A 26,016-nucleotide genomic window follows, 5' to 3' on the forward strand; every position below is an offset into this window, starting at 1 on the left:
CGCCGCCGGCGGGTGCGCTTCGGTGGGGGGGGGCGGGGGGGGGGGGGGGGGGCGCGCCCCCCCCCCCCCCCCCCGCCACGGCGCACTTTACGCGCCTACGGTGCTCGACCACGTGGACCCGGAAATGACCGTGGTCAGGCACGAGACCTTTGGCCCTGTCTCCCCGGTGATCCGTTTCAAGGATATCGACGACGCCATCCGGATTTCCAACGGCACGGCCTATGGGCTGTCGTCATCGGTCTGCACCAACCGGCTCGATTACATCACCCGCTTTATCCGCGAACTGCATGTGGGGACGGTCAACGTCCGCGAAGTCCCGGGCTATCGGCTGGAGATGACGCCGTTCGGCGGCATCAAGGATTCCGGGCTGGGCTACAAGGAAGGCGTGCTCGAAGCGATGAAGAGCTTCTGCAATACCAAGACCTATTCGCTGCCCTGGTAGGGGCGGGCAGCGCCACCGTACCGGAATTGCATACACACGAGCAGGAGACAGCAATGAGGATCGGAGTACCGAAGGAAATCAAGAACCATGAGTATCGCGTCGGCCTGACGCCATCTTCCGTGCGGGAGATGACGGCACATGGCCACCACGTGCTGGTACAAACCACGGCTGGCGCAGGCATCGGCGCGAGCGATGCCGACTACCGCAAGGCCGGTGCCACGATCGTCGATACGGCGGCGGAAGTCTTTGCCACGGCGGAAATGATCGTCAAGGTCAAGGAGCCGCAGGCCGCCGAGCGCGCCATGCTCCGGGACGGACAGATCCTCTATACCTACCTGCATCTGGCACCGGATCCGGACCAGTGCGCCGACCTGGTCCGCAGCGGTGCAGTGTGCATTGCCTATGAGACTGTCACGCAGGCCGGCGGTGGCCTGCCGCTGCTGGCGCCGATGTCGGAGGTTGCCGGCCGCATGTCGGTGCAGGCCGGGGCGCACTGCCTGGAAAAGGCGCGCGGCGGCATGGGTGTTCTGCTGGGCGGCGTGGCGGGCGTGGAGCCCGCCCGGATCGTGATTCTCGGCGGGGGCGTGGTGGGCAGCAATGCGGCGCAGATTGCAGTGGGAACCGGCGCCCACGTGGTGGTGATCGACCGCAATATCGATGTGCTGCGGCGCATGGACCGCCTGCTGGGCGCCCGTGTGACGACGGTCTACTCCAACCAGGACAATGTCGAGCGCCACGTGCTGTCAGCCGATCTCGTCATCGGCGGCGTGCTGATTCCGGGCGCGGCCGCACCCAGGCTGGTCACGGCCGGCATGGTGGACGCGATGAAGCCGGGTTCGGTTATCGTGGATGTGGCAATCGATCAGGGCGGCTGCTGCGAGACCGCCAAGGCCACGACGCACGCCGATCCCACCTACCTGGTTGGCCACGTGTTGCACTATTGCGTCGCCAATATGCCGGGGGCGGTGCCGCGTACCTCGACCTACGCGCTCAACAACGCCACGTTGCCCTTTGCGCTGCAGATCGCCGACAAAGGCTGGAAGGCGGCATTGGCCGACAATCCGCACCTCGCCAATGGCCTGAACGTGGCGTTCGGCAAGGTGACGTGCAAGGAAGTCGCGCACGCTCTCGGCTATGAGTGCCACGATGCCGGGCAATTGCTGATGCATTGAGCTGAACCGCAAACAACTTCGGAGCCATCCATGCGCCCATTCTGGCTGGAACAAGCCCTTCTCGGCGATACGGATCTCGCCCCTGCATTGCGCGGAACCAGGCAGGCCGACATTTGCATCGTTGGCGGCGGATTCACCGGCCTGTGGACTGCGCTGCAACTCAGGCAAAAGCGGCCGTCCCTGAAGATTACGGTTCTCGAAGCAGACATCTGTGGTGCAGGCGCGAGCGGACGGAACGGCGGTTGCATGCTGACCTGGTCAACCAAGCTCTTTACGCTGGCCCGGCTGTTCGGGGAAACGGAAGCAAGGCGGCTGATCCGGGCGTCCGAGGATGCGATCCCCGCCATCGCCGAGTTTTGCCGCGCTCATGGTATCGACGCCGAGTTGCGCATGGATGGCACCATCTATACCGCCACCAACCCCGCGCAGGAGGGTTTGCTCGATCCGGTAGTGCAGGCGCTGGAGGACTGGGGGCTGAATAGCTGGCGGCGCCTGAGCACGGTCGAGGTTGCTACGCGAACGGGCTCGGCCCGCAACCGCTCCGGCTTCTTTTCGCCGCTGGCGGCCACGGTGCATCCGGGAAAGCTGGTTCGTGGCCTGCGTCGCGTGGCGCTGAGCCAGGGCATCGAGATCCACGAGCGCTCGCCGATGATCTCCATCGAAGATGGCGCGCGTCCCGCGGTCGTGACGCCGAGTGGACGCGTTGATGCCGGCCACGTTGTGCTGGCGCTCAATGCCTGGATGCCAACTGTGTTCCCCCAGTTCGAGCGTTCAGTGGCCATTGTGTCGAGCGACATGATCATGACCGATCGCTGTCCCGACCTGCTTGCCGGCATCGGCCTGGATCATGGCACCTCGGTGCTGGACTCGCGCACGTTCGTCTATTACTACCGCACCACCCGCGACGGGCGCCTCATGCTTGGCAAGGGGGGTAACACCTTTTCCTACCGGGGGCGCATCGTGCCGGTCTTTAATCAGGCATCCCCCTACGAGACCATGCTCACGCACAGTCTGCGCGCGTTTTTCCCGGCCCTGAGCGATGTGCCGGTGATTGCCAGCTGGAACGGCCCCTCGGACCGGTCTGCAACCGGATTCCCTTTCTTCGGTTACCTGAACGGAAACCGGGCAATTTCCTACGGTTTCGGCTATTCCGGCAATGGCGTGGCGCCAAGCTATATGGGTGGCCAACTGTTGTCGTCGCTGGCGCTGGGCGAGGACAATGCCTGGACGCGTTCCGGCCTTGCCAGGGGCCCCCTTGGCCAGTTTCCTCCCGAACCGGTGCGTTACCTTGGGTCACTGCTGGTTCGCAACGCGATTCGCCGCAAGGAAAGCGCCGAAGACCGTCACACGGAACCGTTCTTGTTCGACAAGTTCCTGGCCCGCTTCGCCCAAGCCGCCGGCAAGGCCGATAAGGCGGCCTGAGCGCAAGCGGATAGCCGCCACGGACCGACGCGTACATGACACTGGGTACGCATGAATCGTGAGAGCCCGAACGCCCGACGCTCAGTACAAGACCTCCAGCTCGTCGAACAGCTCGCTGTCCTTCTGCGCCGCCGAGCGCGCACGGCGCCGGATCTCCTGCAGCAGGCAGTCGGTGAAGCACTGCGCCGCGGGACTGCGCACCGCGTTGTGGCGCGTGATGATGCCGAGCCGGCTGGTTTCGAATTGCTCGGCCAGGGCGAAGGCGTGGACCCAGCCGCGCATCGGCTCGGACAGCAGTAGTGGCCGCGGGCAATAGCTGATCATGCCGGCATTGCGGACCAGTTCCAGCAGCAACGCGGTGGAGTGCGCGCAATGCAGCCGGCACGGGTCGATCTGTGCATCATGCTGCCAGAAGAGGTTGCGCATGAAGGGCTCGTAGCTGGCTGCGGTGTAGTTGACGACCCAATCCTGCGCCAGCAGTTCGTGCAGCGCGCGTGCCTGCGCGCACGGATGGCCGCGCCGGGCGATCACGCACGAGGTGTATGCAAGCAGCGGCTCGCACTCGAATTCTTGCGTGGACATCGCGGCCGTGAACGGCCCCACGGCAAAGTCCAGCGTGCCTTCGCGCAAGCGCGGCAAGGCCACCGCGGTCAGGCCCTCGAAGATCTCCACCTGCACGCCCGGCATGCGTTCGCGAAAACGCAGCAGCACCCGCGGTAGGAACGTCAGCATGATCCACGGCGTGACGCTGATGCACAGCCGCCCCACGCCTTCGCCACGCAGCGTGGCCAGTTCTTCACTGGCGCGTGCGAGCTGGCCCACCACCAGACGGGCATGGCCCAGCATCCGCTGTCCCGCCGCGGTCAGCGCCACGCCACTCGCAGTGCGCGAGAGCAAGGGCAGCCGGGCTTCGCTTTCCAGTTCGCGCAGCGCCTTGGTAACCGCTGCCTGCGACAGTCCGGCCAGCCGTGCGGCGGCACGGATGCTGCCGGCATCGGCAACGGCGACCAGCGCCTGGATCTGATGCAGTTTCATCGACATGATGGACTTTTGGGTGACAACCGGCGGTTGTCAGGATAACAGCTTTGCGGCTATCGGCCCGGGCGGGCGATGCCTAAGATCGCGGCACGCAATCTCGCAATTCCCCGCCAAGAACATCCCCGGAGACCCCATGCATCCAGATCCCGTCCTGCCCGGCATCCGCGCCATCGAAGCCGAGATGGTGGACCTGCGCCACCGCATCCATGCCCACCCCGAGCTGGGCTTCGAGGAATTCGCCACCAGCGACCTGGTGGCCGAGTGCCTGCAGGCTTGGGGTTATGCCGTACATCGCGGCCTGGGCGGCACCGGCGTGGTCGGCACGCTGCGCCACGGCGACGGCCCCGCCGTCGGCCTGCGCGCCGATATGGATGCGCTGCCGATCCGTGAGACCACGGGCCTGCCGTATGCCAGCAAGATCGACGGCAAGATGCACGCCTGCGGCCATGACGGCCACACTGCCACGCTGCTGGCCGCGGCGCGCTACCTGGCCGGGCACAAGTCCTTCCAGGGCACGCTGCGCGTGATCTTCCAGCCGGCCGAGGAAGGCATGGGCGGCGCGCGCGAGATGATCAAGGACGGACTGTTCCGGCTGTTCCCGTGCGATGCCGTGTTCGCGCTGCACAACATGCCCGGACACCCGACCGGCAAGTTCGGCTTCTTGCCCGGCGCATTCATGGCGTCCTCCGACACCGTCACGATCCGCGTGACGGGGCGCGGTGGCCACGGTGCGGTTCCGCATCGGGCGGTCGATCCGGTGGTGGCCTGCGCGTCGATGGTGATGGCGTTGCAGTCGGTGGTGTCGCGCAACGTCAACCCGCTGGACATGGCCATCGTAACCGTCGGCGCGATCGAAGCCGGCAAGGCGTCCAACGTCATTCCCGAGAGTGCCGAGCTGCGGCTGTCGGTGCGCGCGCTGAAGGCCGAAGTGCGCGACCTGCTGCAGGCGCGCATCACCGCGCTGGCGCATGCCCAGGCGGACAGCTTTGGTGCCAGTGCCGAGGTGCATTACGACCGCCGCTATCCGGTGCTGGTCAACGACCCCGCCACCACGGAACTGGCGCGCGAGGTTGCCCGCGAGTGGCTGGGCGAGAGCGGCCTGATCGGCGACATGGTGCCGCTGACCGGCAGCGAAGACTTCTCTTTCATGCTGGAGGCGTGTCCTGGCTGCTACCTGATCGTCGGCAACGGTGACGGGGAGGGCGGCTGCATGGTCCACAACCCGGGCTACGACTTCAACGACGAATGCCTGCCGCTTGCCGCCACCTATTGGGTCAAGCTGGTCGAGCGCTACCTGCGCTGAGCCGCATCCGCTGAGCCGCACCCCAATCACCATCGACAATGACCGGCCCTCAAGGCCGGCGCCGCCTCACCCACGGAGACACCGAATGCTCACTTCCCTGCCTGCGCAGCCGCTGGAGGGCGCTTGCGCCGCGCCTGCGGCCGGCCACGCCGTACCGCGCCGTCGCGTCATTGCCGCCATCACCATCGGCAACGGCCTTGAGTTCTACGATTTCACCGTCTACAGCTTCTTCGCGGTGCTGATCGGCAAGCTTTTCTTCCCCGTCAGCGGCAGCTTCGGCCAGCTGATGCTTTCGCTGGCGACGTTTGGCGTGGGTTTCGTTGCCCGCCCGCTCGGCGGCCTGATGATCGGGCTCTACGCCGACCGGGCCGGACGCAAGCCGGCCATGACGTTGACGCTCTGGCTGATGGGGCTGGGCTCGCTGCTGTTCGTGGTCTCGCCGACCTATGCACAGGCCGGGCTGGCCGCGCCGATGCTGATCCTATTGGCGCGGCTGCTGCAGGGCTTTGCACTGGGCGGCGAGGTCGGCGCGTCCACAGCACTGCTGATGGAGTACGCCGACGACCATTCACGCGGCTACTACGGCAGCTGGCAGTTGTTCAGCCAGGGCGTCAGCGTGCTGCTCGGTGCAGTGGTGGGGCTGTCGCTGACTAACGGCCTGTCGCCTGACGCGCTGCAAAGCTGGGGGTGGCGCGTGCCGTTCGCAATCGGCATCCTGGTCATTCCGCTCGGCCTCTATATCCGCCGCCACCTGGACGAAACCGCCGAATCACCCGCCGCCGCAACGGCGACGGGCCACGAACGCGCCGGCCTGGCCGAGGTCTTCCGCGGGCATGGCCGCGTGGTGGTAGCTGGCGTTCTGCTGACGATTGGCGGCACCTCCGCTACCTATATCGTGCTGCACTACATGACCAGCTACGCGGCGACTGTGCTGAAGATCCCGCTCGGGCTCAGCATGAGCGCGGGCTGTGTCGCAGCCCTGGTGCAGGTGGCATTGTCCTCGTACGCCGGCAGGCTGTCCGACCGCATCGGACGCAAGCCCGCCATCCTGTGGTCCCGCCTGGCCATGCTGGTGCTGGTCTATCCCGCCTTCCTGCTGCTCAACGCCAGGCCATCTCTTGGCACGCTGCTTGCCGTGGTCGCCGTGCTGGCTTTGCCGCTGGTGCTGAACGTGGTGCCTACCGTGGTGCTCATCACCGAGCTGTTCCCCCGCCGCATCCGCGCCAGTGGCCTGTCGGTCGTCTATTGCATTGGCGTGCTGGTGTTCGGCGGCTTCGCCCAGCTGATCGCTACCTGGCTGATCGAGCTGACTGGCAATGCCAGCGCGCCGGCGCTGTATGTGATTGGCTGTGGCGTGCTATCGCTGTGCGGGCTGGTGATGGTGCCGGAGAAGGCGGGCAAGCCACTGGATTGACAGATCGTCGGGCGAGTCCGCAAGACATGAATGTTGTCATGCATACAACTTGCGGACTCTGCGCGTCCGGCTTTTCAAGCGCCACGGTAGCGCGCGGCCGGCACGCTGGTCGACAGTTCACCCATCATCGACACGCGTGCTGCCGCATAAGCGTCCCATTTGGCCACGTCATGCAGGGATGGGATCGTGACGAGTTCGCCGCGGTCGTACCCAACCAGCGCCGCATCGACCAGGGCCGCGGCTGACATCACGATGTCCGCGTCCAGATTCTCCACGGGCCGTCCACCTGTGGCCCAGAACTCCGTGGCGGTTGCACCCGGCAGCACCGCCTGTACGCGTACCCCCTTGTCATGCAGTTCGTGGTGCAGCGACTGGCTCAGCGCCAGCACAAATGCCTTGCTGGCTCCGTACACGCCATTCAGGATCTCGGGAGCGATGGCGACGACCGACGCGATGTTGATGATCGCGCCCTTGCCGCGCGCGACGAAAGATGGCGCGGCGGCATAGGTCAGTCTGGTAAGCGCCGTGACGTTCAACTCGATCAGTCTGGTCATCCGGTCGACATCACTGTCCAGCAGCGGGGTGTGCGTGCCGACGCCGGCGTTGTTGACCAGCAGCGCAATGCTTTCGTCTTCCCTCAGGCGGGCCTCGACCTGGGACAGCTCGGCGCGGTCGTTCAGGTCTGCGCCGATCACTTCGACGTTGCGACGCGTTTCGGTGGTAAGGCGGTCGGCGAGAGCGGCCAGGCGGTCGCGGTTGCGCGCAACAAGGATCAGGTCATAGCCTCGGCGGGCCAGGCGGTCGGCGTAGATGGCGCCAATGCCGGAGGAGGCGCCGGTAACGAGGGCAGTGCCGGCGTGGGTGGTTCGGTTCATGTCATGACTCCTGGTGTGGTTCGGAGACTGAATCGTAGGTATCCCTGCGCATGGCGTAAATGACGTATATAGTGCGTATTTGGGACGTGCGCTTTTCGGAGAAAGAAACATGCATCGCATCGGCTACCTGCTGGCGGATGGCTTCCAGATCATGGCGCTCGGCACCCAGGCGGTGTTCGAATTTGCCAATGCGACGGGCGGCGAACCCTTTTACTGCGTGGAGAATTTCTCGGCCTGCGGCGGTGTGGTGACATCCTCGCTCGGCATGACCGTCGGCACGCGGCGGCCCGACCCGCGAGAGATCGTCGACACCTGGATGGTGCTGGGCGTGACGGATCCGGTCGTCTCTCGCCCGGCGCAGGAAGAACTCGAGTTCCTGCGCGATACAGCGCCCCGCGCCCGGCGCATCGCCGGACTCTGTACCGGAGGCTTCGTGCTCGCCGAGGCAGGCTTGCTGGCCGGACGGCGGGCGACGACTCACTGGGCGTTCGCCCGCGCGATGCGCCAGCGGCACCCGGACGTCGAGGTCGAGGAAGACCGCATCTTTATCGTTGACGGCCAGGTCTGGACATCGGCAGGCATGACGGCGGCATTCGATCTCGCCCTCGCGATGGTCGAGCGCGATCTCGGTGCGGCCATAGCGCGTTCGGTCGCGCACAAGCTTGTCATGCACCAGCGGCGCTCTGGCGGGCAGTCGCAGCATTCCGAAATGCTCGACCTTGCGCCGAAGTCCGACCGCATACAGCATGCCTTGAACTACGCGCGCCAGCATCTGAGCGAGCCGCTGACCGTCGATGCATTGGCGCAGTCCGCAAACCTGAGCCCGCGTCAATTTAGCCGGGCGTTCATGCAGGAAACCGGGCAGTCACCGGCCAAGGCGGTGGAGGGACTGCGCCTGGAGGCGGCGCGGCTGATGATCGAGCAGAGCCGGCATCCGCTCGAAGTGGTGGCGCGCGAGACGGGCTTTCGCGACCGTCGGCATCTGCGCGAAGCGTTTGTGCGAGGATTCGGGGTGCCGCCGCAAGCGGTGAGGCGGGAAGCGAGAAGCGGCGCCGAGCTGGCTGAAGCTTAGCTCCCGGGAATGCCTGCCGGCAGAGTTCCCCTTGGCACGAAAGCCAGGGTATGCCGGCTCCGCGGCCGGCGCCTTGCTAGGCTGGCTTGCCGAAGATATTGATCAGGTTCCCCTCCGGGTCCCGGATCATGGTGGACGCCAGCAGCGGCGTCAGTTTCTGTTCGGACCAGACGATCTCGGCTCCGCCCATGGAGACTGCCTGCAAGTGCCGGCACATGCCTGCGCGGTCTGTAACTTGCATGATTAAAGTTGCGGCAGTAGGATGGAAGCGATTCAGCAGCTACCTGGCATCCTACGAGCCACACCATGCAAAGAAAGACCTTCAGGGACATGCAATGTCCCATCGCACGCAGCCTCGAGCGGGTCGGAGAGTGGTGGAGCATCCTGATTCTGCGCGAGGCGTTCTACGGCGCGACCCGTTTCGACACGTTCCAGAAGAACCTCGACATCGCGCCCAACATGCTGACGCGCCGCCTGAACGGGCTAGTGGAGGAAGGTTTGCTGGAGCGGCGCCAGTATTCGGAGCGTCCTCCGCGCTACGAGTACGTGCTGACCGGCTGCGGCCGCGATTTCCTGCCGGTCATGCTGTCGATGATGGCCTGGGGCAATAAACACTTCGCACCCGAGGGCGCGAGCGTGCAACTTGTGGACAAGGCGACAGGCGACGTCATCGAGCCCGTGCTGGTCGATGCCGCGAGCGGCGCGCCGGTGGATTTTGCGCGCTATGCACTGGCGCCCGGGCCGGCCGCGGGTGAGGGTGTGCGCCGGCGCTTGGCAGATGCTGCCGCCTATCTGTCCGCAACCGGCCAGGACGACGCCGGCTGACGCGGCGCGCGTGTTCCTTGCCGTCTCTTACCACCCGCCACCGAGCGCGCGGAACGCCGCCACCGCGGCCCGCGCGTTGTCGGTGCCCACGCGGGCCTGCTGGTCGCGCGCGGACAGCAGCTGGCGGTCTTCCTCGAGCACTTCGAACAGGCTGACCGCGCCGCCCTTGTAGGCTTCTTCGGCCGCGCCGCGCGCGCGGGTCTGTGCATTGACTTCGACTGCGAGGTCCTTGCTTTGCCATTGCAGCTGGGTCAGCGTGACGATGGCGTTCTCCACGTCCTCCGTCGCGCGCAGCATCGATTGGCGATAGGCGGCGAGTGCCTCCGCGTTCGCGCCGCGTGCCTGCGCGACTTCGGCATCGACACGGCCAAAGTCGAACAGGCGCCAGCGCAGGCCGGCCATGGCCGCCGGCTGGAACGTCGCCGCCGTGAACATCTTGCCCGCGGACAGGCTTTCGAAGCCGAGCAGCGCCGACAGCGACAGCTTGGGGTAATACTCGGCCGTGGCCACGCCGATGCGCGCACTGGACGCCGCGAGCCGGCGTTCGGCGGCGATGACGTCCGGGCGGCGTTCGAGTAGCTGGGTGGGGCCCTGCGCAAGCGGAATCTGCGGCACATCCGTGCGCATGCCCGGTGCGGCCAGTTCGGCAGCATAGGTGCCCGGCGCCGCACCCATCAGCACGTCGAGGCGATTGAGTTGCGTGTCGAGTTCAATTTGCAGCGGCGGAATGGTGACGCGGGTCTGCGCGAGCCGGGCTTCGGCCTGCGCGCGCTCGCGCTCGGCGCCGATACCGTCGGCCAGGCGCAGATTCACCAGATCCAGCAGCCGCGCATTGGTCTGCACCTGCTGCTGCGCGATGGCGATGCGCTGCTGCGCGCCGCGCACGCGGAAGTACGAATCGGCGGCTTCTGCCGCCACCAGCACGCGCACGCCCAAGTGCTCGGCCTGCGCTGCCTGCGCTTGCGCGTTCGCTGCTTCGGCACCGCGCCGCAGCCCGCCGGCGATGTCGATCTCCCAGCTGGCTCCCGCGCCCACGTCGTACAGCGTGTTGTTGCGCTCGAAGCCGGGAGACTTGCTGGCGATCTTGCCGAGCGGGCTTTCGAGCGACTGCCGCTGCCGCGCGACGCTGCCCGACAACGACCCCTCCGGCAGTAATGATGCGCCCGCATAGTCGGCGGCCGCGCGCGCCTGGTCGACACGGGCGATGGAGGCGGCCAGGTCGAGATTCTGCGCCAGCGCGCGCTCGATGATCCGGGTCAGCGCGGGGTCATCGAATCCCTTCCACCAGCTGTCGAGGGCGGGCGCCGCGGGCGCCGTTTCGCTGGATCCGCCGGCCTGCAGAGCCGCTGCATGCGCGTAGGTCGCCGGCAGCTTCGCCTCAGGGGCGCGGTAGTCCGGGCCGACCGCGCACGCAGCCAGGCTGGCGGCCATGGCTGCGGCAGTGACCGCCGCGAGGCTGCGCCCGAAGCGCCGTGCTGGAGGGAAGGGTTGCCCTTGCGTCATGTCATACACCTCTCGTTCGTGATCTGTCATGCATGTTGAAAAATTAACTTGCAACATGATAGTCACAACTCTAGACTAACTTTCAACTTGATAGCAACCCCGAATTGAAAGGGATGACAATCATGCAGAGAAGGCCACTGGACAAGGCGCCGTGCCCCATCGCCCGGACTGTTGCGCGCATCGGTGACGCGTGGAGCGTCCTGATCCTGCGCGAGGCGTTCTATGGCACGGCGCGCTTCGACGATTTCGAGAAGAGCCTCGGCATCGCGCCCAACATGCTCGCGCGGCGGCTCGGTTCGCTCGTCGATGAGGGGCTGCTGGAGCGGCGCAGTTACTGCGAGCGGCCCCAGCGCTTTGAATACGTACTGACCCCGCGCGGCCGCGATTTCCGCCCCGTGCTGGTGGCGCTGCTGGCGTGGGGCAACCGGCATTTCTCTCCCGAAGGCGAAAGCGTGCAACTGCTGGACCGCGAGACCGGCGCACGCGTCGAGCCCGTGCTGGTCGATGCCGCCAACGGCAGGCGCATCACCGAAGCGGCTTATGTACTTGGCCCCGGTCCGGCCGCCAGCGAGCGCATGCGGCAGAGACTGCATCGCGTGGCGCAAGCGCCGGCCGCGTCCACCCCGAATCCAAATACCCTCGAACCTCAGTGCAGAAAGGAAGTGCCATGACGAGCGACACCATGACCGAACGCGCGGGCGAGCAGCCCGTTCCGGCCGCGAAGCCGCGCCCCGCTACGAAGAAGCTGATCGCGACCGGCGCGCTGCTGGTCGCGGGAATGGCCGGCGCAGGCTACGGCTACTACTGGTGGAATGAAGCGCGCTTCGTGCAGAGCACCGACGACGCCTACGTCGGCGGCGATGTGACCGTGATCGGCGCGAAGGTTGCCGGCTATATTGCCGAAGTCGCCGTGACCGACAACCAGCCCGTGCACGCGGGCGACGTCCTAGTGCGTATCGACGATCGCGACTACCGTGCCGCGCTCGCCAAGGCGGAAGGCGCGGTGGCGGCGCAGCAGGCGCTGCTTGAAAACCTCGATGCCACGCAGCGGCTGCAGGAGGCCGTGATCGGGCAGGCGCGGGCCGGTATCTCGGGTGCCAATGCCGATACCGTGCGCGCGCGCCAGGATCAGCTGCGCTATGCTAGTCTGGTCGAGAAATCGGCGGTGTCGATCCAGAGTTCGCAGAAGGCCGACGCCGACTACAAGCAGGCGGCGGCCAACAGCGAAAAAGCGCAGGCGTCGCTGCTCGCGGCGCAGCGCCAGCTCGAGGTCATCGGCACGCAGAAGCTGCAGGCGAAGGCGGCGCTCGCACAGGCCGTTGCCGAGCGCGACATCGCCAGGCTGAACCTTGGCTACACCGAGCTGCGCGCGCCGGTCGACGGCACGGTGGGCAACCGGCGCGCGCGCGTCGGCGCCTATGCAGGCAGCGGCAGCCAGTTGCTGTCCATCGTCCCGTCCAGCGGACTGTGGGTCGATGCGAACTTCAAGGAAGGGCAGCTCGCGCATATGCGCGAGGGCATGCCCGTCACGATCGAGGCCGATGTGCTTCCGGGGCGCGTCTTCCATGGCCGTGTCGGCAGCCTCGCGCCGGCGACGGGCGCACAATTCAGCGTGCTGCCAGCCGAAAACGCGACCGGCAACTTCACCAAGATCGTCCAGCGCGTGCCGGTTCGCATCCAGCTCGACGAGAAGGATGCGACGCTCGGCCTCATTCGCCCAGGGCTGTCGGTGATCGCGCAGGTCGATACACACCCTTCGAAGCGGGTGCAATGATGAATACGGCCACCCTCGAGCGGCGGGCCGCCGCGCCGGCACCGGCGCTGCAATCACCGGCCGCGCTATCCACGCCAGCCAAGATCTTCGCGTTCGCGACCATGTGCGTAGGCATGTTCATCGCGCTGCTCGACATCCAGATCGTCTCCGCGTCGCTGCGCGATATCGGCGGGGGCCTGTCGGCGGGTGCCGACGAGACGGTCTGGGTTCAGACCAGCTATCTGATTGCGGAGATCATCGTGATCCCGCTTTCGGGCTGGCTTTCGCGCGTGATGTCGACACGCTGGCTGTTTGCCGCATCGGCCGCGGGCTTTACGGCGACAAGCCTGCTTTGCGGCGTGGCGTGGAATATCCAGAGCATGATCGCGTTCCGCGCGGCCCAGGGCTTCCTGGGCGGGTCCATGATTCCGCTCGTATTCACCACGGCCTTTGCATTCTTTGCGGGTCCGCAGCGCGTGATCGCCGCGGCCACCATCGGCGCACTTGCGTCGCTCGCGCCGACGCTCGGCCCGACCATCGGTGGCTGGATTACCGACAACTTCTCATGGCACTGGCTGTTCTTCATCAACCTGGTGCCCGGCATCTTTGTCACGGTGGCCGTGCCGATGCTGGTCAAGGTCGATCGCCCGAACTGGTCGCTGCTGCGCGGTGCCGACTATCTGGGTATCACGCTCATGGCGCTGTTCCTTGGCTGCCTCGAATACACAATGGAAGAGGGTCCGCGCTGGGACTGGTTCGGGGACGATGTGATCGTCGCCACCGCATGGATCGCCGGATTGTCCGGCGTGGCCTTTGTCTGGCGATCGCTGACGTATGCGAATCCGGTCGTCGATCTGCGCGCGCTGCGCGACCGGAATTTCGCACTGGGTTGCTTCTTCTCGTTCGTCACCGGCATCGGCATCTTCGCGACGATCTACCTGACCCCCTTGTTCCTGGGACGCGTGCGTGGCTTCAGCGCATTGGACATCGGCCTGGCAATCTTTTCGACGGGCTTGTTCCAGGTCGCTTCGATCCCGTTCTATGCGTTCCTGGCCAATCGCGTCGACCTGCGCTGGCTGATGATGTTCGGACTCGGCTTGTTCGCGCTGTCGATGTGGTTTTTTGCGCCGATCACGCACGATTGGGGCGGGTCCGAACTGCTGTTGCCGCAGGCACTTCGCGGTATGGCACAGCAGTTCGCTGTGGCACCGACGGTCACGCTGACACTGGGAAGCCTGCCGCCCGAACGGCTCAAGCTCGCATCGGGCCTGTTCAACCTGATGCGCAACCTTGGCGGCGCCATTGGCATCGCGGCCTGCGCCACCGTGCTCAACGATCGCGGCAATCTGCATTTCCTGCGCGAGGCGGAGCACCTGAATATCCGCAACGAAGCCATGGGTGCGTTCCTGCAAGGCGCTGCCAGCCAGATGGCCGCGGCCGGCCACGATCTGGCCGAGGCGCAAACGGCCGCGCTGAAGCAACTCTTCGCGCTCGCCTGGCGTGAAGCACAGACACAGACGTTCAGCGATGCGTTCCTGATCGTCATGGCGTGTTTCGTGATTGCCACCGCGATGGTCCCCCTGATGCGCAAAGTCGCGCCGCCGAAGGCACCGTCCGCGGATGCGCACTGAGCTTGCACGGCAAGAGGAGGCCCGCCATGAAATCAGACATGAAGATACTTCTGAACTGCGCCGCGATGCTTGCCGCGTGCGCGTGCTCGGCCGTGCACGCCAATACCGACCGGCCGCGCCAGACCAGCGTGGCGTGCGCACGCACGGGCAATAGCTATTGCCAGACGCCGCAACCACTGGCCGATTCCGAAGCGCACGCCGTGCGGCCCGGAAGCGGCGGCACGACGCTGCAGTTCCTCGACTGCCGAGGCGGCCGTATCGAGTCGGCGGCATAGGGGACTTTCGGAAGCGGCCTGAATGATCTTGGAGCGATCAACTTCGCACCCCATGCCTGAACGCGCTCCAATGCGGCAAGCGGCCACTTGTGCGCGCGGCGCATAAGCTAAGCCGGGTTGCTTCGTTCACATCGCCTGCCAGTGTGCGTACGCTTGCAGACTGTCCAGACAGAAGAAGGTCTCGCTTGTCCTCCTCAACCAACTCTGCCCGCCGGCGCGTGTTGCTCGGCGGTTTTGCCGCCCTGGGTGCTGCCGTTCTGCCGGACATGGCATGCGCGGCTGACGCCGAATCGCTTCGCATCGGCTATCAGAAGTCCTCGACGCTGACGATCTGGCTGAAATCCCGCCGCACGCTTGAAGCCGCGCTCGCGCCGCTGGGCATCACCGTGCGATGGCACGAGTTCACGTCGGGCCTGCCCCTGCTTGAGGCGTTGAACGTCGGCAGCCTCGACCTGACGGCGGACGTCGCGGACGCGGTGCCGCCATTTGCGCTGGCCGCCGGTGCGAACCTGACCTACTATGCCAGCGAGGCACCGTCGCAGTCGGCGCAGGCCATCGTGGTCAGGCAGAATTCGCCGGTCCGTTCGGTCGCTCAGCTCAAGGGCCAGCGGGTGGCGTTCGCGAAAGGCGCCGGCGCGCACTATCTGTTGCTGGAAGCGCTCGGCGAAGCGGGACTGTCAATGCGCGATATCGAACCCGTGTACCTTTCGCCTGCCGACGCCCGCGCCGGTTTCGAGCGCGGCAGCGTGGCCGCGTGGGTGGTCTGGGATCCTTTCCTGGCTGCCGTGCAAAGGCAGGCCAACGCCCGTGTCCTGCGCGACGGCACGAAGCTCTCGAACTACCGGCGCTTCTATCTGGCCGCGACACCCTATGCGAAGCGCCGGCCCGATGTTCTCGCGCTGGTTTACGGCGAGCTGCGCCGCGCGGGCGAGTGGATCAAGGCGAATCCGGAGGCGACAGCGGCCTGGCATGCGCCGCTGATCGGCCTCGATCCCGCGACGGTGGAAATGGCTAACGCCAGGCGCACGTATCGCGTTCAGCCCGTCGATGGCGCGGCGCTCGACGAGCAGCAGCGTATCGCCGACGCCTTCACCTCGCAAGGCATCCTGCCACGCAAGGTGACGGTGGCGGCCTCACCCGTATGGAAGCCGGCTTGATGGGCTTCGCACGGTTGCGCGCATGCGAATAGCGCCTCGCATGCCCGATGGCAAGCCTCGTAAATGCCCGTTGCAAAATCGAACAGAATGTCAGACGCCGTGCCGCTACAGTGATTACTCCCAGGCCTTAGGGCTATTCCAGGAGGTAATCGAATGAAGCAACATCTGGCGAAATCCCTGTTGATGGCTGGCGCGATGCTCGCGTCGTACCCGCTGTTCGCGCAGCAGGTCCAGCCCGTTCAGCCGACTCAGCCGATGCAATCGATCCAGCCGGCGGCGCCGGCAGCCCAGCCGATGCAAGGCGCTCAGGCAATCCAGGCCGCACCGGCGTCAGCCAACGCGGGAGCCGGGACCATGCCTGCCGGCGGCAATACATACGCGCAGACCGCTGGACAGCCGAGCCAGCCGGGAATGATGCCCGCACCGGTCGATCCGGCCGTGGCCGGGGGACCGGGCCAGGGCATCGATCCGGCCAGCGCGAGCCTGGCGCCCGATGCGCTCGGCACCCGCCTTGGCCGGCGCAACCCGTTCCTCGACGGGGCCTGAGCGGTCCACGTGATTCATGCCCGCAGGCGTTTCAAGGATTGCCCGGCAAGACGGGGCAATCAGCAGGATCGTGGTAGCGGGCGGCGACAAAGTCGTCCCCGCGAGTTCGCCGTCGCCACACAAATTGGACCGCGCGAACATGCGGATGTCGAGTTCCTTCCCCAGGCGCTGGATGGCAGCGCGGGCATCAGTTCGATACGCCCCGCGCCAAGCTGGACGGCCTTGTGCGCGAGAACGTGATCGCGCAACTGGCCAACCCGCGCACACATCCGTCGGTGGCACTGGCGCTCGAACAGGGATGCATGAACTTGCACGGCTGGGTCTACGACATCGAGACCGGCAGCATCGATGCGCTCGACGGCGCAACACAAGCTTTGTGCCGCTCGCCGAGTCGCCGACCACGGTAGCGGTGGCTTCGCGCAACCTTCGGCAAGTGTGATATTTGCCTTCGCGGGCGACTGCGCGGGACCTAGTCCGACGCCGCAGTGACGCGCGCGCCCGGCATCGCAACGGTTTTTTGCACACTCTCCAATGCTTCACCGACGAGTCAACTGGTGAATCGCTAAATATCAGTAGTTTCCCCAATCTGCCCTGGATACCAAGGCCGGTACCATTCGCCCTGTTTGGTTCAATGTAGAACCGAATGTTCAAATATGAACATAATACAGGGGCGCTGGTGTGGCCGGTAGATCGCCATCGCGGAAATCGGGGAGACAGCATGAAGTTACGCAACGGGGTTGCCGGCGTGGCCGCCGCCGTGCCGCTGGTGGCGGCGGCACAGTCCGTGACGATCTATGGGGTCATTGACACGGGCGTGGAATACCTTGATCACGTCGGTGCGGCGGGACATGACCTGGTGCGTCAGCCTGCGCTGGCCGCGACCGTGCCATCGCGCTGGGGCTTGCGCGGTTCGGAGGACCTCGGCAACGGGCTGAAGAGCGTGTTCGTGCTGGAATCCGGCTTCGCGCCCGACACCGGTGTCTCGAATCAGGGGCCGCGCCTGTTCGGGCGGCAGGCCTTCGCGGGGCTGAGCGGCCAGTGGGGGCAGATCGGGCTCGGGCGCCAGTACACCATGCTGTTCTGGGCGCGTCTGGATACCGATATCCTCACCTCCAACGTCTATGGCGTCGGCTCGCTCGACAGCTATATCCCCAACGCGCGTGCCGACAATGCAGTCTCGTACAAGGGCAAGTTCGGCGGCGTCACCGTTGGTGCCACGTACAGCATGGGCCGCGATGCCGTCAATGGGGGACCGGGCCCGGCCGGCACTAACTGTGCCGGCGAGAACCCGGCGGACTCGCGCGCCTGCCGCGAATGGTCGGCGATGCTGATGTACGAGACCGCCTGGTGGGGCGTGAGCGCAGCCTACGATTCGCTGCGCGGCGGTCCCGGCGCCTTCGGCGGCCTGACCCGCAGCAGCCTGAAGGATGACCGCTTCTCGCTGGGGGGTTACATGCTGCTGCCGCGCAGCAAGCTGGGCCTGGGGCTGCTGTCGCGCAACAATGAAGCAAGCAGCACCCCACGCAGCGATCTCTGGTTTGCGGGGGCGTCCTACGACATCACGCCCGCGTTCAACCTGGCTGGCGAAATCTATTACCTGAAATACCCGCACAGCCAGAACAAGGCCTGGCTTGGCGCGATACGGGGCGCTTACGCGTTCTCGAAACGCACCTCCGTGTATGCCACGGCGGGCTATATCGACAACGGCGGCCAGTCGGCGCTGTCGGTCAGTGGCGGCAGCCCCGGGGGCAATCCGGTCGCGGGCGGAAGCCAGGCCGGCGTGATGCTCGGCATCAAGCAGATCTTCTGAGCCGCTGCGGCTCAAGACAATGAACGTGGTCGGTTTGCGCGCAGATCACCGCTGCCACCGTATCCAGGAGGTAAAGCATGAAACCATCCCGATTGCTGACGATACTGACGGGCAGCGCCCTGATGTGCGCCGCGGTCTTTTCGGCTGCCGCCACGCCGGCTCCGGCTTTGGCCGCTCCGGCAGCCGCTGTGGCCCCGGACCGCAGCGACCATTTCCGCGTGACGCTCCTGGGCACGGGCACTCCGGTGCCCTCGGCGGCGCGCGCGGGTTACAGCACGCTGGTGGAAGCAGGTGGGCAGAAGCTGGTCTTTGATTTTGGACGCGACGTGGCAGTGCGCCTGTGGCAGTTGCGGATTCCGCTGGGCAGCGTCGACGCGCACTTCCTGACCCACTTCCACTCGGACCACCTGGTGGGACTGCCCGACCTCTGGCTGACCGGCTGGCTGCGCCCGCCTTACGGCCGCCGCGACAAGCCCATGGCCCTGTACGGCCCCGCGGGCACGCGCGCGCTGGCGGACGGTCTGCGCCAGGCCTTCGCCGCGGACATTGCGATCCGGCACAAGGATGAGGGCAGCGCGCTCGCGGGCATCACCATCGACGCGCGCGACGTGGCGCCGGGGGTCGTCTATGAAAAGGACGGCGTTCGCGTGACGGCCTTCGAGAATGATCATGGCGACAACATCCGCCCGTCGTATGGCTACCGGATCGACTATCGGGGCCGGGTGGTGGTGCTGTCGGGGGATACCCGCTTCAGTCCCGCCGTGGTGGCGCAGGCAAAGAACGCCGACGTGCTGGTGCATTGCGTCACGCTGATCCCCGATGCGCTGCTGGCGTCGAACCCGGCGTACCGTGCCATCTACGAGCACCTGTCCTCGCCGGAGGACGCCGCACGGGTCTTCCGGACGGCGGGGCCAAGGCTGGCGGTGTTCAGCCATATCGGCCTGAACGGCGATGCCACGGTCGGGCAGATCGTCGAGCGGGTCCGCAAGACATATGCCGGTGAACTGTTGATCGGCGAAGACCTGACGCGCGTGGAGATCGGCCTCGATGACTCGCCCGGGAAGCCGGGTGGCATCGCGGTGTGGCAGGAGAAGCCGTAAGCCTGCTCAAGCCCGCAGCCTGCCGTTATCCCCTGGGTGGAAGAAGCGCGGTCCGCTGTTGGATGGGCGGCCGTTTTCGTTCAGTCTTCCGGACGGAATCCCGAAGACTGAACGACCGGCTTCCACGTCTGCAACTCCGCCAACTGCATTTGTTGCAAGGCAGCCGGCGTGCTCGGTGCGGCGACCAAGCCGATGCGGCGCAGACTGGCGGACACGGCAGCATCGCCCAATGCCTGCGCGGCAGCGTGATTCAGCGTGTCCTGCATCGCAGCCGGCATACCGGCCGGTCCGTACAGACCAAACCAGCCGGGCAGTTCGAATGGAATGCCGATCTCCCTGAAGGCAGGAATGTCGGGGCTGACTGGCGAGCGCGCCACCCCGCTCGTACCGATGATTTTCAGCTTGCCCTGCTTGCTCAACTGCAATGCGTCGGCCGTGGGCGCGACGGCGAGGGCAAGTTGCCCGCCCATGACGTCGGTCAGAGCGGGTGCCGCGCCGCGGTAAGGGACATGGGTGAGCTTGATGCCCAATGCCCGCGCCACGGCCATGCCGACGAAATGTGGTACCGATCCTGCGCCCGGTGAACCAAAATTGGCCCTCGCCCCGGCAGCGCCGGCCCATTTGCGCAGTTCGGTGCCGTTCGAAATCGCGATGCCGTTGCCGGCGATCAGCGCATAGTCGTAGCTGACCAGCCTCGCGATCGGCGTGAAGTCGCGCGCCGGATCAAAACGCAGATTGCTGTAAAGATGGGGAAACAGCGTCATCGGTCCATGCGGCACGATCATCAGCGTTGCGCCATCGGGCTGGGCTCGCCGCACGAACTCCGGCGCCAGCCGTCCTGCCGCGCCAGTTCGATTTTCCACCACATAGGTACGTTTGAGGGCCGTGCTCATTGCACTGGCGATCAGACGCGAGGCCACGTCGACCGACCCGCCTGGCGCGAACCCGACCACAATGACGCCGGGACGGCTGTCCTGGGCGCGCGCGGGTGCGCCATGCGTGCCGAGCGCGGCGAGCCCAAGTGCTGCCGAAAATTTCCTGCGATCCATCTTGTCTCCTTCGATATCGTGCTTCGCTGTCCGCGCGTCGCCGCTAAGCGGTTACCGCTCAGTGCGTCGGGCGCGGGATGGTGGTCTCGTCGAACACCAGCGTGGTCACCGCGTCGGCGGGGATGCCTGGCATCTGCGCCGCCCATTGCTCCCAGCGCTGGCGCAATGAAGCGAGCTGCTCGGGATAACGGCTGGCGAGATTGGCGCGTTCGCGTTCATCGCAAGAAAGATCGAACAGATACTCGTTGCCTTCGACCGCCAGGTATTTCCACGTCCCGCTGCGCACCGCGCGTTGCTGGCGGTGTGCCATGCGCCAAAACAGGTCACGGGACGCCAGCGTCCCGCCATCGAGCAAGGGGCGCAGATCGACGCCGTCCATGGGGTGGCCGGCAGCCGCAGGCACGTCCGCACAGGCGAGCATGGTGGCGGCCCAATCCATTGTCATGACCGGCGTATCGCACTGCGTGCCGGCGGCAATGCCCTCAGGCCAGCGCGCAATCAGCGGCACGCGAATGCCACCCTCCAGAAGATCCATCTTCTGGCCAACAAAAGGCCAGTTGTCCGAGAACCGTTCGCCGCCGTTGTCGCTGGTAAATACAACGAGCGTATGGCGATCCGCGCCGCTATCGCGCAACGCGCTGAAAATGCGGCCGATGCCCTCGTCCATGTGGTGAATCATCCGGCGATAGGTCTCGATGGAGCCGCCATCGGTATGACTCAGACGCTGCCCGATACGAACGGATTCCGCGCGGTCTTCGCGTGTTTCCCACGGCCAATGCGGCGCGGTGTAGTTAACGCTGAGGAAAAACGGCTTGTCGCCCTGGCACGCACGAATGAATTCGACCGCGCGGTCGCTGATGAGATCGGTCAGGTAACCCTCTTCATGCGAGGCCGCTTCCCCATCCCAGAGATCATGCTTGCCGCTGCTGTCGATATGGGAGAAGTAGTCGACGCCGCCCGACATGGGGCCGAAGAATTGCTGGTAGCCACTCTTCAGCGGGCCGAAGTTCGGAGGATAGCCAAGATGCCACTTGCCCGAGAGCGCGGTACGGTAGCCCGCGTCGCGCAGCAGGGAAGGCAAAGTGGGATGGGCCGGCGGCAGACCAATCACTTCGCTGCCGCGAGCCTTGCCGGTCATGGGCTCTTCGGCGGCGCCGCGCAGCCGGTATTGCCAGCGGCCGGTCATCATGGCGAAACGCGTGGGCGAGCAGACCGGAGAGTTGGCATAACCGTGCCGAAAAAGCAGGCCATCGGCCGCCATGGCGTCAAGATTCGGCGACGGGCTGGGCGCGCGAGCGCCCGTGCAGCCAAGATCGGCAAAGCCAAGGTCGTCGGCAAGGATGAAGACGAAATTAGGCCGTAATGGTGCTCTTCCCTCTGAAAGGGAATCGGGGCGCGACATGCTGTGTCTCCTGAAATCGGTGGCGGGCCGCTGGCGCGGCCTCTCGTGTTGAAGCAGTCCTCTGGCCGCCGAGTCTACGTACCATGAGCGCACCTAACAAATAAACTTGCGGAATGTGCAAGGCTTGCACAGCGTTGATCTGGAAGAAGAAAATTGGGACAAGGCAGCGCCGTTGTTCCGCCGCGCTGCCGGCGGGTGACTTCTTGTCCAAGCGAGAAGAGTCACGAGGAAACGCGTCTGCCTGCGGACACGCGCCGAGGCTGACGGAGACCACCTTCTGCCAATCGCGGAACGGGGAGTCGTCCCCGTTACCCGGGGTCGGGGAAGCCCATTCCCGGCTATCTGTCACTGATCTCCAGCGCCTCGACCATCTCCTTCGCCGCCAGCTGCAACTCCGGGACAAAGCGCCGTGTCGCCTCCGCAGGACTGATCGCCTGCTCGAGGTAAATGACATTCAGGCTGGCCAGCACCCGCCCCTGCGCCTGGATGGCGACCGCCACCGCCCCGATCTTGCGCTGGTCCGCCCAGTCCCCGTGGTTAGATCCGAATCCGTCCTTGCGCGTCTGCCGGATGAGGTTGCGGATATAGCCGTCGTCCATCGCGAGCTTGAGTTGCTGCTCGCCGCCAGCGCCCGAGCGTAGCACTTCAAGAATGTCTTCGCGTTCGGCGTCCGGGCACATCGCGAAATACACGCGTCCGGCCGAGGTCAGCAGGATCGGCAGGCGCCGGCCCACCATGGCGCGGTGGAATGACAGCGGGCTGAAGCGGTGCGTGGTCTCACGGATGATCATGGCGTCGCCGTCGGGTGTGGTCAGGTCCGATGGCCAGACAACGCGCTGCATCAGCCGACCCATGATCGGCGGTGCGACCGTGGCGATACGTTCGTCGTCGGTGAAGCCTTCGCTGAGCGCGCGTACGTCCAGCGTCAGGCGGAAGCTGTCGTCCGATGTGCTGCGCCGCACGAATCCCTCTTCGACCAGCGTTTCCAGCAGACGCCGCACCGTGGTCCGGTGCAGCCCGGTGGCCTCGCTCAACTGCTGGCTGGAGGCGCGGCCGTTTTCCATGGCATTCAATGCCCGCAGCACTTGCAGACCACGTGACAACCCTCGCACATTCGCGTACTTGCTCACTGAAATTCCTTAAAAATCAATCATGTGCATGCCTTGCACATTTTATAGAAATGTTTGAGCAGGCGTCGCCTGATCCCTAGACTCCTCTCAAAATCGCAAATTCAATGGAGACGCCCCCCATGTCCTGCCTGATCCGCCGCCCGCGCCGTCGCTGCGGCGCCTGATCCGCAGCCGGCTTCCCGGCTGCCCTTGCCACTTCATCGCAGCACAGCCAGTACGCGCGGAATCAGCGCGGGGGCGTGCTCGTGCCTTGCCAGTAGGAGACCTATGCACACCATGGCCACGCAGACGTCGCAAGCCGACCGTCTTCCCCGAGTCGACACTGACATTGCCATCATCGGCGCCGGCCCGGTCGGGTTGATGATTGCCAATATTCTCGGCCTTCACGGCGTGCGCGTCACGGTCGTGGAAAAGCTGGAGCAGCTCATCGACTATCCGCGCGCGATCGGGCTCGACGACGAAGCGCTGCGCGTCTTCCAGGCAGTGGGCCTGGCCGACACGCTGCTGCCGCACACCACGCCTGACCACTGGATGCGCTTTGTCACCAAGGACGGCTATTGCTTCGCGTCCATCGAACCGCGCACCGACGAGTTCGGCTGGCCGCGCCGCAACGCGTTCATTCAGCCGCTGGCCGACCGGGTCTTGTACGAAGGCCTGCGGCGCTTCGAGCACGTGCAGGTGCTGTTCGGCCATGGCGTCGAATCGTTCAAGCAGGACAGCGCCGGCGTGAGCGTCGAGGTCACCACGAGCGGCGGTCAGCGCCGCACCATCCGTGCTGCCTACATGGTCGGTGCAGATGGCGGCAACAGCTTGGTGCGCCGCGCACTGGAGGTGCCCTTCGAAGGCCGCACCAAGCCGAACCAGTGGATCGTCGTGGACGTGCGCAACGACCCGGTCGGCTCGCCGCACATCTACATGCACTGCGATCACGAGCGTCCCTATGTCTCGGCCGCGCTGCCGCACGGCATTCGTCGCTTCGAGTTCATGGTGATGCCAGGCGAGACCGAAGAGGAGCTGTCGAAGCCGGAGAACATGGCCGCGCTGATCCGCAAGGTGGTGGCCGATGCTGACAAGGTCGACTACATCCGCCAGCGCGTATATACGCACAACGCACGGCTCGCATCGACGTTCCGCGTCGACCGCGTGCTGCTGGCCGGCGACGCCGCGCACATCATGCCGGTGTGGCAGGGGCAGGGCTACAACAGCGGCATCCGTGACGCCAGCAACCTGGGCTGGAAGCTGGCCATGGTCGCCAAGGGCCTGGCCGGTGCGAGCCTGCTCGACACCTATACCGCCGAACGCCGCGCCCATGCGCGTTCGATGATCCACCTGTCCGAAGTGGCGGGGGACATCTTTGCGCCGAACACGCGCCTTGGCGTGCGTTTGCGCGACGCCTTCGTGCGAAGTTTCAACATACTGCCGTCGGTCAAGCGCTACTTCATCGAGATGCGTTTCAAGCCCATGCCGCGCTACGAAGAGGGCGTGGTGCTGCTGCCGCCGCCGCAACCTCGCGGTGGCTGGCTCGCGCGCGTGCTGGAACGCTCGGGTAATTCGGCGCCGGGCCGCCTGCTCGGCCTGATGAGCGAGAAGCGCGAATCCTTCCTCGGCCGACTGGTGTATGGGAACGATCCGCTTGCCGGCTCGCCGGTGGGCCGTATGTTCATCCAGCCGCGCGTGCGTACCGGCGATGGCCGTCTCACGCTGCTCGACGACGCCATCGGCAACCACTTTGCCGTGATCGGTTGGGGCACTGATCCGACCTTTGGCCTGACGCCGCAGGCGCGCGCCCTGGCCGAGAAGGCCGGCATGCGTTTCGTGCTGGCCAAGCCCGACGTGCAGCTGCGCCACGCCGACGACGTGCCCGAAGGCGTGACCGCCATCGGCGACGCCGGCGGCCGCCTGAGGGAGTGGTTCAGCCGCCAGCCGCATTCGGTCGTGCTGCTGCGCCCCGACCGCTTCGTCGCCGGTGTGTGCTCGCCGCAGCAGGTGTCGGAGGCCATCACCGAACTGGCCGGCAAGCTCGGCATGGCGCAGGTGCCGCCGTATGCCGGTGCCGCCAGCCCCTGCGCGACGCAGCGTCCGGCGCACGACCCCGTCAACGTTACCCAAGCAGCAGGAGCATGAGGATGCCGATTCACCTGGAATGTCTGTCACATACACCGCTGCACGGCTATGTCGACCCCGCGCCCGAGATCGTCGCCGAGGTCGAGCGCGTGCAGGCCGCGGCGCGCGAGCGCGTGCGTGCGTTCGATCCGGAACTGGTGGTGGTATTCGCGCCCGACCACTTCAACGGCTTCTTCTATGACGTCATGCCGCCGTTCTGCATCGGCGCGGCTGCCACCGCCATTGGCGACTTCAACAGCCTTGCCGGCAAGCTGCAGGTGCCCGCGGACCTGGCGCTGTCGCTGGCCGAGAGCGTGATGGCGGCCGATATCGATGTGGCGCTGTCATACCGGATGCAGGTCGACCACGGCTGCGCGGACGCCCTTGCGGTGCTGAGCGGCGGTCTGGACCGCTACCCAGTCATCCCCGTCTTCATCAATTCGGTGGCGCCGCCGATGGCCACGCTGCGCCGCGCGCGCCTGCTCGGCGATGCGGTCGGCCGCTTCGCTTCGCGCACCGGCAAGCGTGTGCTGGTGGTTGGCTCGGGCGGCATCTCGCACGAACCGCCGGTGCCGGAACTGGCCGGTGCGAGCGAAGAGGTCGCGGAACGCCTGATCGCCGGGCGCAACCCGTCGGCCGAATCGCGCGCCGCGCGCCAGGCACGCACGGTTGCCGCCGCAAAGGCTTTCGTGGCCGGTGACAGCCACCTGCATCCGCTCAATCCGGAGTGGGACCGCGCCTTCCTCTCGCTGCTCGAGCGCGGCGAACTCACGGCCGTCGATGGCATGACCAACGAGGCGATCACGCGCGATGGCGGCAAGTCGGCGCACGAGATCCGCACGTGGGTGGCGGCGTTCGGCGCCCTGGCCGCGTACGGGCCGTACCGTGCATCGCTCGACTTCTACCGCGCCATTCCCGAATGGATCGCGGGCTTCGCCACCATGCACGCCGGGCCGCGCGCCGCGTTGGTCGCTGCGGCCTGACCTCATCCAGG

23 protein-coding genes and 2 pseudogenes are annotated in these 26,016 nt (G+C 66.0%); 18 read left to right on the top strand and 7 right to left on the bottom strand.

Features of this window, described 5'->3' with window-relative positions:
* The 3 genes and pseudogenes from AC3FKG_RS13510 to AC3FKG_RS13520 form a co-directional block, all read left to right on the top strand.
* Positions 1 to 442 (top strand): annotated as a pseudogene (locus AC3FKG_RS13510) (aldehyde dehydrogenase family protein); the annotation flags it as partial.
* Between the two features lie 53 nt (positions 443 to 495).
* Positions 496 to 1,614: an alanine dehydrogenase gene (gene ald / locus AC3FKG_RS13515; protein ID WP_483714031.1), complete on the top strand. Its 1,119-nt coding sequence runs from the start codon at positions 496 to 498 to the stop codon at positions 1,612 to 1,614.
* A 30-nt stretch (positions 1,615 to 1,644) separates the two neighbouring features.
* Positions 1,645 to 3,036, top strand: a complete 1,392-nt coding sequence (locus AC3FKG_RS13520; protein WP_483714032.1) for an FAD-dependent oxidoreductase — start codon at positions 1,645 to 1,647, stop codon at positions 3,034 to 3,036.
* Positions 3,037 to 3,117: 81 nt separating this feature from the next.
* Here the strand turns inward: AC3FKG_RS13520 and AC3FKG_RS13525 are convergent, their stop codons facing one another.
* Positions 3,118 to 4,077: a LysR family transcriptional regulator gene (locus tag AC3FKG_RS13525; protein ID WP_483714034.1), complete on the bottom strand. Its 960-nt coding sequence runs from the start codon at positions 4,075 to 4,077 to the stop codon at positions 3,118 to 3,120.
* A 130-nt stretch (positions 4,078 to 4,207) separates the two neighbouring features.
* Between AC3FKG_RS13525 and AC3FKG_RS13530 the strand changes: the two genes are divergently transcribed.
* Complete coding sequence (locus AC3FKG_RS13530) at positions 4,208 to 5,377, top strand: M20 aminoacylase family protein (protein WP_488743324.1); 1,170 nt, start codon at positions 4,208 to 4,210, stop codon at positions 5,375 to 5,377.
* An 85-nt stretch (positions 5,378 to 5,462) separates the two neighbouring features.
* A complete protein-coding gene (locus AC3FKG_RS13535) occupies positions 5,463 to 6,791 on the top strand; it encodes an MFS transporter (RefSeq protein ID WP_488743325.1) in 1,329 nt (442 codons plus the stop codon).
* Positions 6,792 to 6,865: 74 nt separating this feature from the next.
* Here the strand turns inward: AC3FKG_RS13535 and AC3FKG_RS13540 are convergent, their stop codons facing one another.
* Complete coding sequence (locus tag AC3FKG_RS13540) at positions 6,866 to 7,666, bottom strand: SDR family NAD(P)-dependent oxidoreductase (protein ID WP_488743326.1); 801 nt, start codon at positions 7,664 to 7,666, stop codon at positions 6,866 to 6,868.
* Between the two features lie 109 nt (positions 7,667 to 7,775).
* Here AC3FKG_RS13540 and AC3FKG_RS13545 point away from each other — a divergent pair, with 109 nt between their 5' ends.
* A complete protein-coding gene (locus tag AC3FKG_RS13545) occupies positions 7,776 to 8,738 on the top strand; it encodes a GlxA family transcriptional regulator (RefSeq protein ID WP_488743327.1) in 963 nt (320 codons plus the stop codon).
* 76 nt (positions 8,739 to 8,814) lie between these two features.
* On the opposite strand, the gene AC3FKG_RS13550 is transcribed toward AC3FKG_RS13545, so the two are convergent.
* Positions 8,815 to 8,979 carry a hypothetical protein gene (locus tag AC3FKG_RS13550; protein WP_483714039.1) on the bottom strand — a complete coding sequence of 55 codons (165 nt, stop codon included), beginning with the start codon at positions 8,977 to 8,979 and terminating at the stop codon, positions 8,815 to 8,817.
* 65 nt (positions 8,980 to 9,044) lie between these two features.
* Here AC3FKG_RS13550 and AC3FKG_RS13555 point away from each other — a divergent pair, with 65 nt between their 5' ends.
* Positions 9,045 to 9,563 (top strand): winged helix-turn-helix transcriptional regulator, encoded by a 519-nt coding sequence (locus AC3FKG_RS13555; RefSeq protein ID WP_488743328.1) that lies wholly within the window; start codon positions 9,045 to 9,047, stop codon positions 9,561 to 9,563.
* Between the two features lie 27 nt (positions 9,564 to 9,590).
* On the opposite strand, the gene AC3FKG_RS13560 is transcribed toward AC3FKG_RS13555, so the two are convergent.
* Positions 9,591 to 11,066, bottom strand: a complete 1,476-nt coding sequence (locus tag AC3FKG_RS13560; RefSeq protein WP_488743329.1) for an efflux transporter outer membrane subunit — start codon at positions 11,064 to 11,066, stop codon at positions 9,591 to 9,593.
* A 122-nt stretch (positions 11,067 to 11,188) separates the two neighbouring features.
* On the opposite strand from AC3FKG_RS13560, the gene AC3FKG_RS13565 reads away from it, so the two are divergent.
* From AC3FKG_RS13565 to AC3FKG_RS13605, 9 genes and pseudogenes are all read left to right on the top strand, one after another.
* On the top strand, positions 11,189 to 11,737 hold the full coding sequence (locus AC3FKG_RS13565) for a winged helix-turn-helix transcriptional regulator (RefSeq protein ID WP_488743330.1): 549 nt from the start codon (positions 11,189 to 11,191) through the stop codon (positions 11,735 to 11,737).
* On the top strand, positions 11,734 to 12,840 hold the full coding sequence (locus tag AC3FKG_RS13570) for an HlyD family secretion protein (RefSeq protein ID WP_488743331.1): 1,107 nt from the start codon (positions 11,734 to 11,736) through the stop codon (positions 12,838 to 12,840). The genes AC3FKG_RS13565 and AC3FKG_RS13570 overlap by 4 nt, the downstream gene beginning before the upstream one ends.
* Entirely contained in the window at positions 12,840 to 14,450 is a 1,611-nt protein-coding gene (locus AC3FKG_RS13575) for a DHA2 family efflux MFS transporter permease subunit (protein WP_488743348.1), read from the top strand. Before AC3FKG_RS13570 ends, AC3FKG_RS13575 begins: the two co-directional genes overlap by 1 nt.
* A gap of 38 nt (positions 14,451 to 14,488) precedes the next feature.
* Complete coding sequence (locus AC3FKG_RS13580; RefSeq protein WP_488743332.1) at positions 14,489 to 14,725, top strand: hypothetical protein; 237 nt, start codon at positions 14,489 to 14,491, stop codon at positions 14,723 to 14,725.
* A gap of 185 nt (positions 14,726 to 14,910) precedes the next feature.
* Positions 14,911 to 15,882 (top strand): aliphatic sulfonate ABC transporter substrate-binding protein, encoded by a 972-nt coding sequence (locus tag AC3FKG_RS13585; RefSeq protein WP_488743333.1) that lies wholly within the window; start codon positions 14,911 to 14,913, stop codon positions 15,880 to 15,882.
* Between the two features lie 153 nt (positions 15,883 to 16,035).
* On the top strand, positions 16,036 to 16,428 hold the full coding sequence (locus AC3FKG_RS13590) for a hypothetical protein (protein ID WP_483714047.1): 393 nt from the start codon (positions 16,036 to 16,038) through the stop codon (positions 16,426 to 16,428).
* 203 nt (positions 16,429 to 16,631) lie between these two features.
* Positions 16,632 to 16,867 (top strand): annotated as a pseudogene (locus AC3FKG_RS13595) (carbonic anhydrase); the annotation flags it as partial.
* Between the two features lie 279 nt (positions 16,868 to 17,146).
* Complete coding sequence (locus AC3FKG_RS13600) at positions 17,147 to 18,238, top strand: porin (RefSeq protein WP_488743334.1); 1,092 nt, start codon at positions 17,147 to 17,149, stop codon at positions 18,236 to 18,238.
* A 77-nt stretch (positions 18,239 to 18,315) separates the two neighbouring features.
* Positions 18,316 to 19,338, top strand: coding sequence for an MBL fold metallo-hydrolase (locus AC3FKG_RS13605; protein ID WP_488743335.1), 1,023 nt, complete (start codon positions 18,316 to 18,318; stop codon positions 19,336 to 19,338).
* An 80-nt stretch (positions 19,339 to 19,418) separates the two neighbouring features.
* Here the strand turns inward: AC3FKG_RS13605 and AC3FKG_RS13610 are convergent, their stop codons facing one another.
* The 3 genes from AC3FKG_RS13610 to AC3FKG_RS13620 all read right to left on the bottom strand — a co-directional run bounded on the left by AC3FKG_RS13610 (position 19,419) and on the right by AC3FKG_RS13620 (position 22,919).
* Positions 19,419 to 20,387 carry a Bug family tripartite tricarboxylate transporter substrate binding protein gene (locus tag AC3FKG_RS13610; RefSeq protein WP_488743336.1) on the bottom strand — a complete coding sequence of 323 codons (969 nt, stop codon included), beginning with the start codon at positions 20,385 to 20,387 and terminating at the stop codon, positions 19,419 to 19,421.
* Positions 20,388 to 20,445: 58 nt separating this feature from the next.
* A complete protein-coding gene (locus tag AC3FKG_RS13615) occupies positions 20,446 to 21,789 on the bottom strand; it encodes a sulfatase family protein (protein ID WP_488743337.1) in 1,344 nt (447 codons plus the stop codon).
* Positions 21,790 to 22,127: 338 nt separating this feature from the next.
* Positions 22,128 to 22,919, bottom strand: a complete 792-nt coding sequence (locus AC3FKG_RS13620; protein WP_483714053.1) for a DNA-binding transcriptional regulator — start codon at positions 22,917 to 22,919, stop codon at positions 22,128 to 22,130.
* Positions 22,920 to 23,186: 267 nt separating this feature from the next.
* Here AC3FKG_RS13620 and AC3FKG_RS13625 point away from each other — a divergent pair, with 267 nt between their 5' ends.
* Positions 23,187 to 25,043, top strand: a complete 1,857-nt coding sequence (locus AC3FKG_RS13625) for a bifunctional 3-(3-hydroxy-phenyl)propionate/3-hydroxycinnamic acid hydroxylase (RefSeq protein ID WP_488743338.1) — start codon at positions 23,187 to 23,189, stop codon at positions 25,041 to 25,043.
* A gap of 2 nt (positions 25,044 to 25,045) precedes the next feature.
* Positions 25,046 to 26,005 carry a 3-carboxyethylcatechol 2,3-dioxygenase gene (locus AC3FKG_RS13630; RefSeq protein ID WP_483714491.1) on the top strand — a complete coding sequence of 320 codons (960 nt, stop codon included), beginning with the start codon at positions 25,046 to 25,048 and terminating at the stop codon, positions 26,003 to 26,005.
* Positions 26,006 to 26,016 lie beyond the last annotated feature (11 nt).

The organism is Cupriavidus sp. 22TCCZM04-2 (assembly GCF_057798895.1).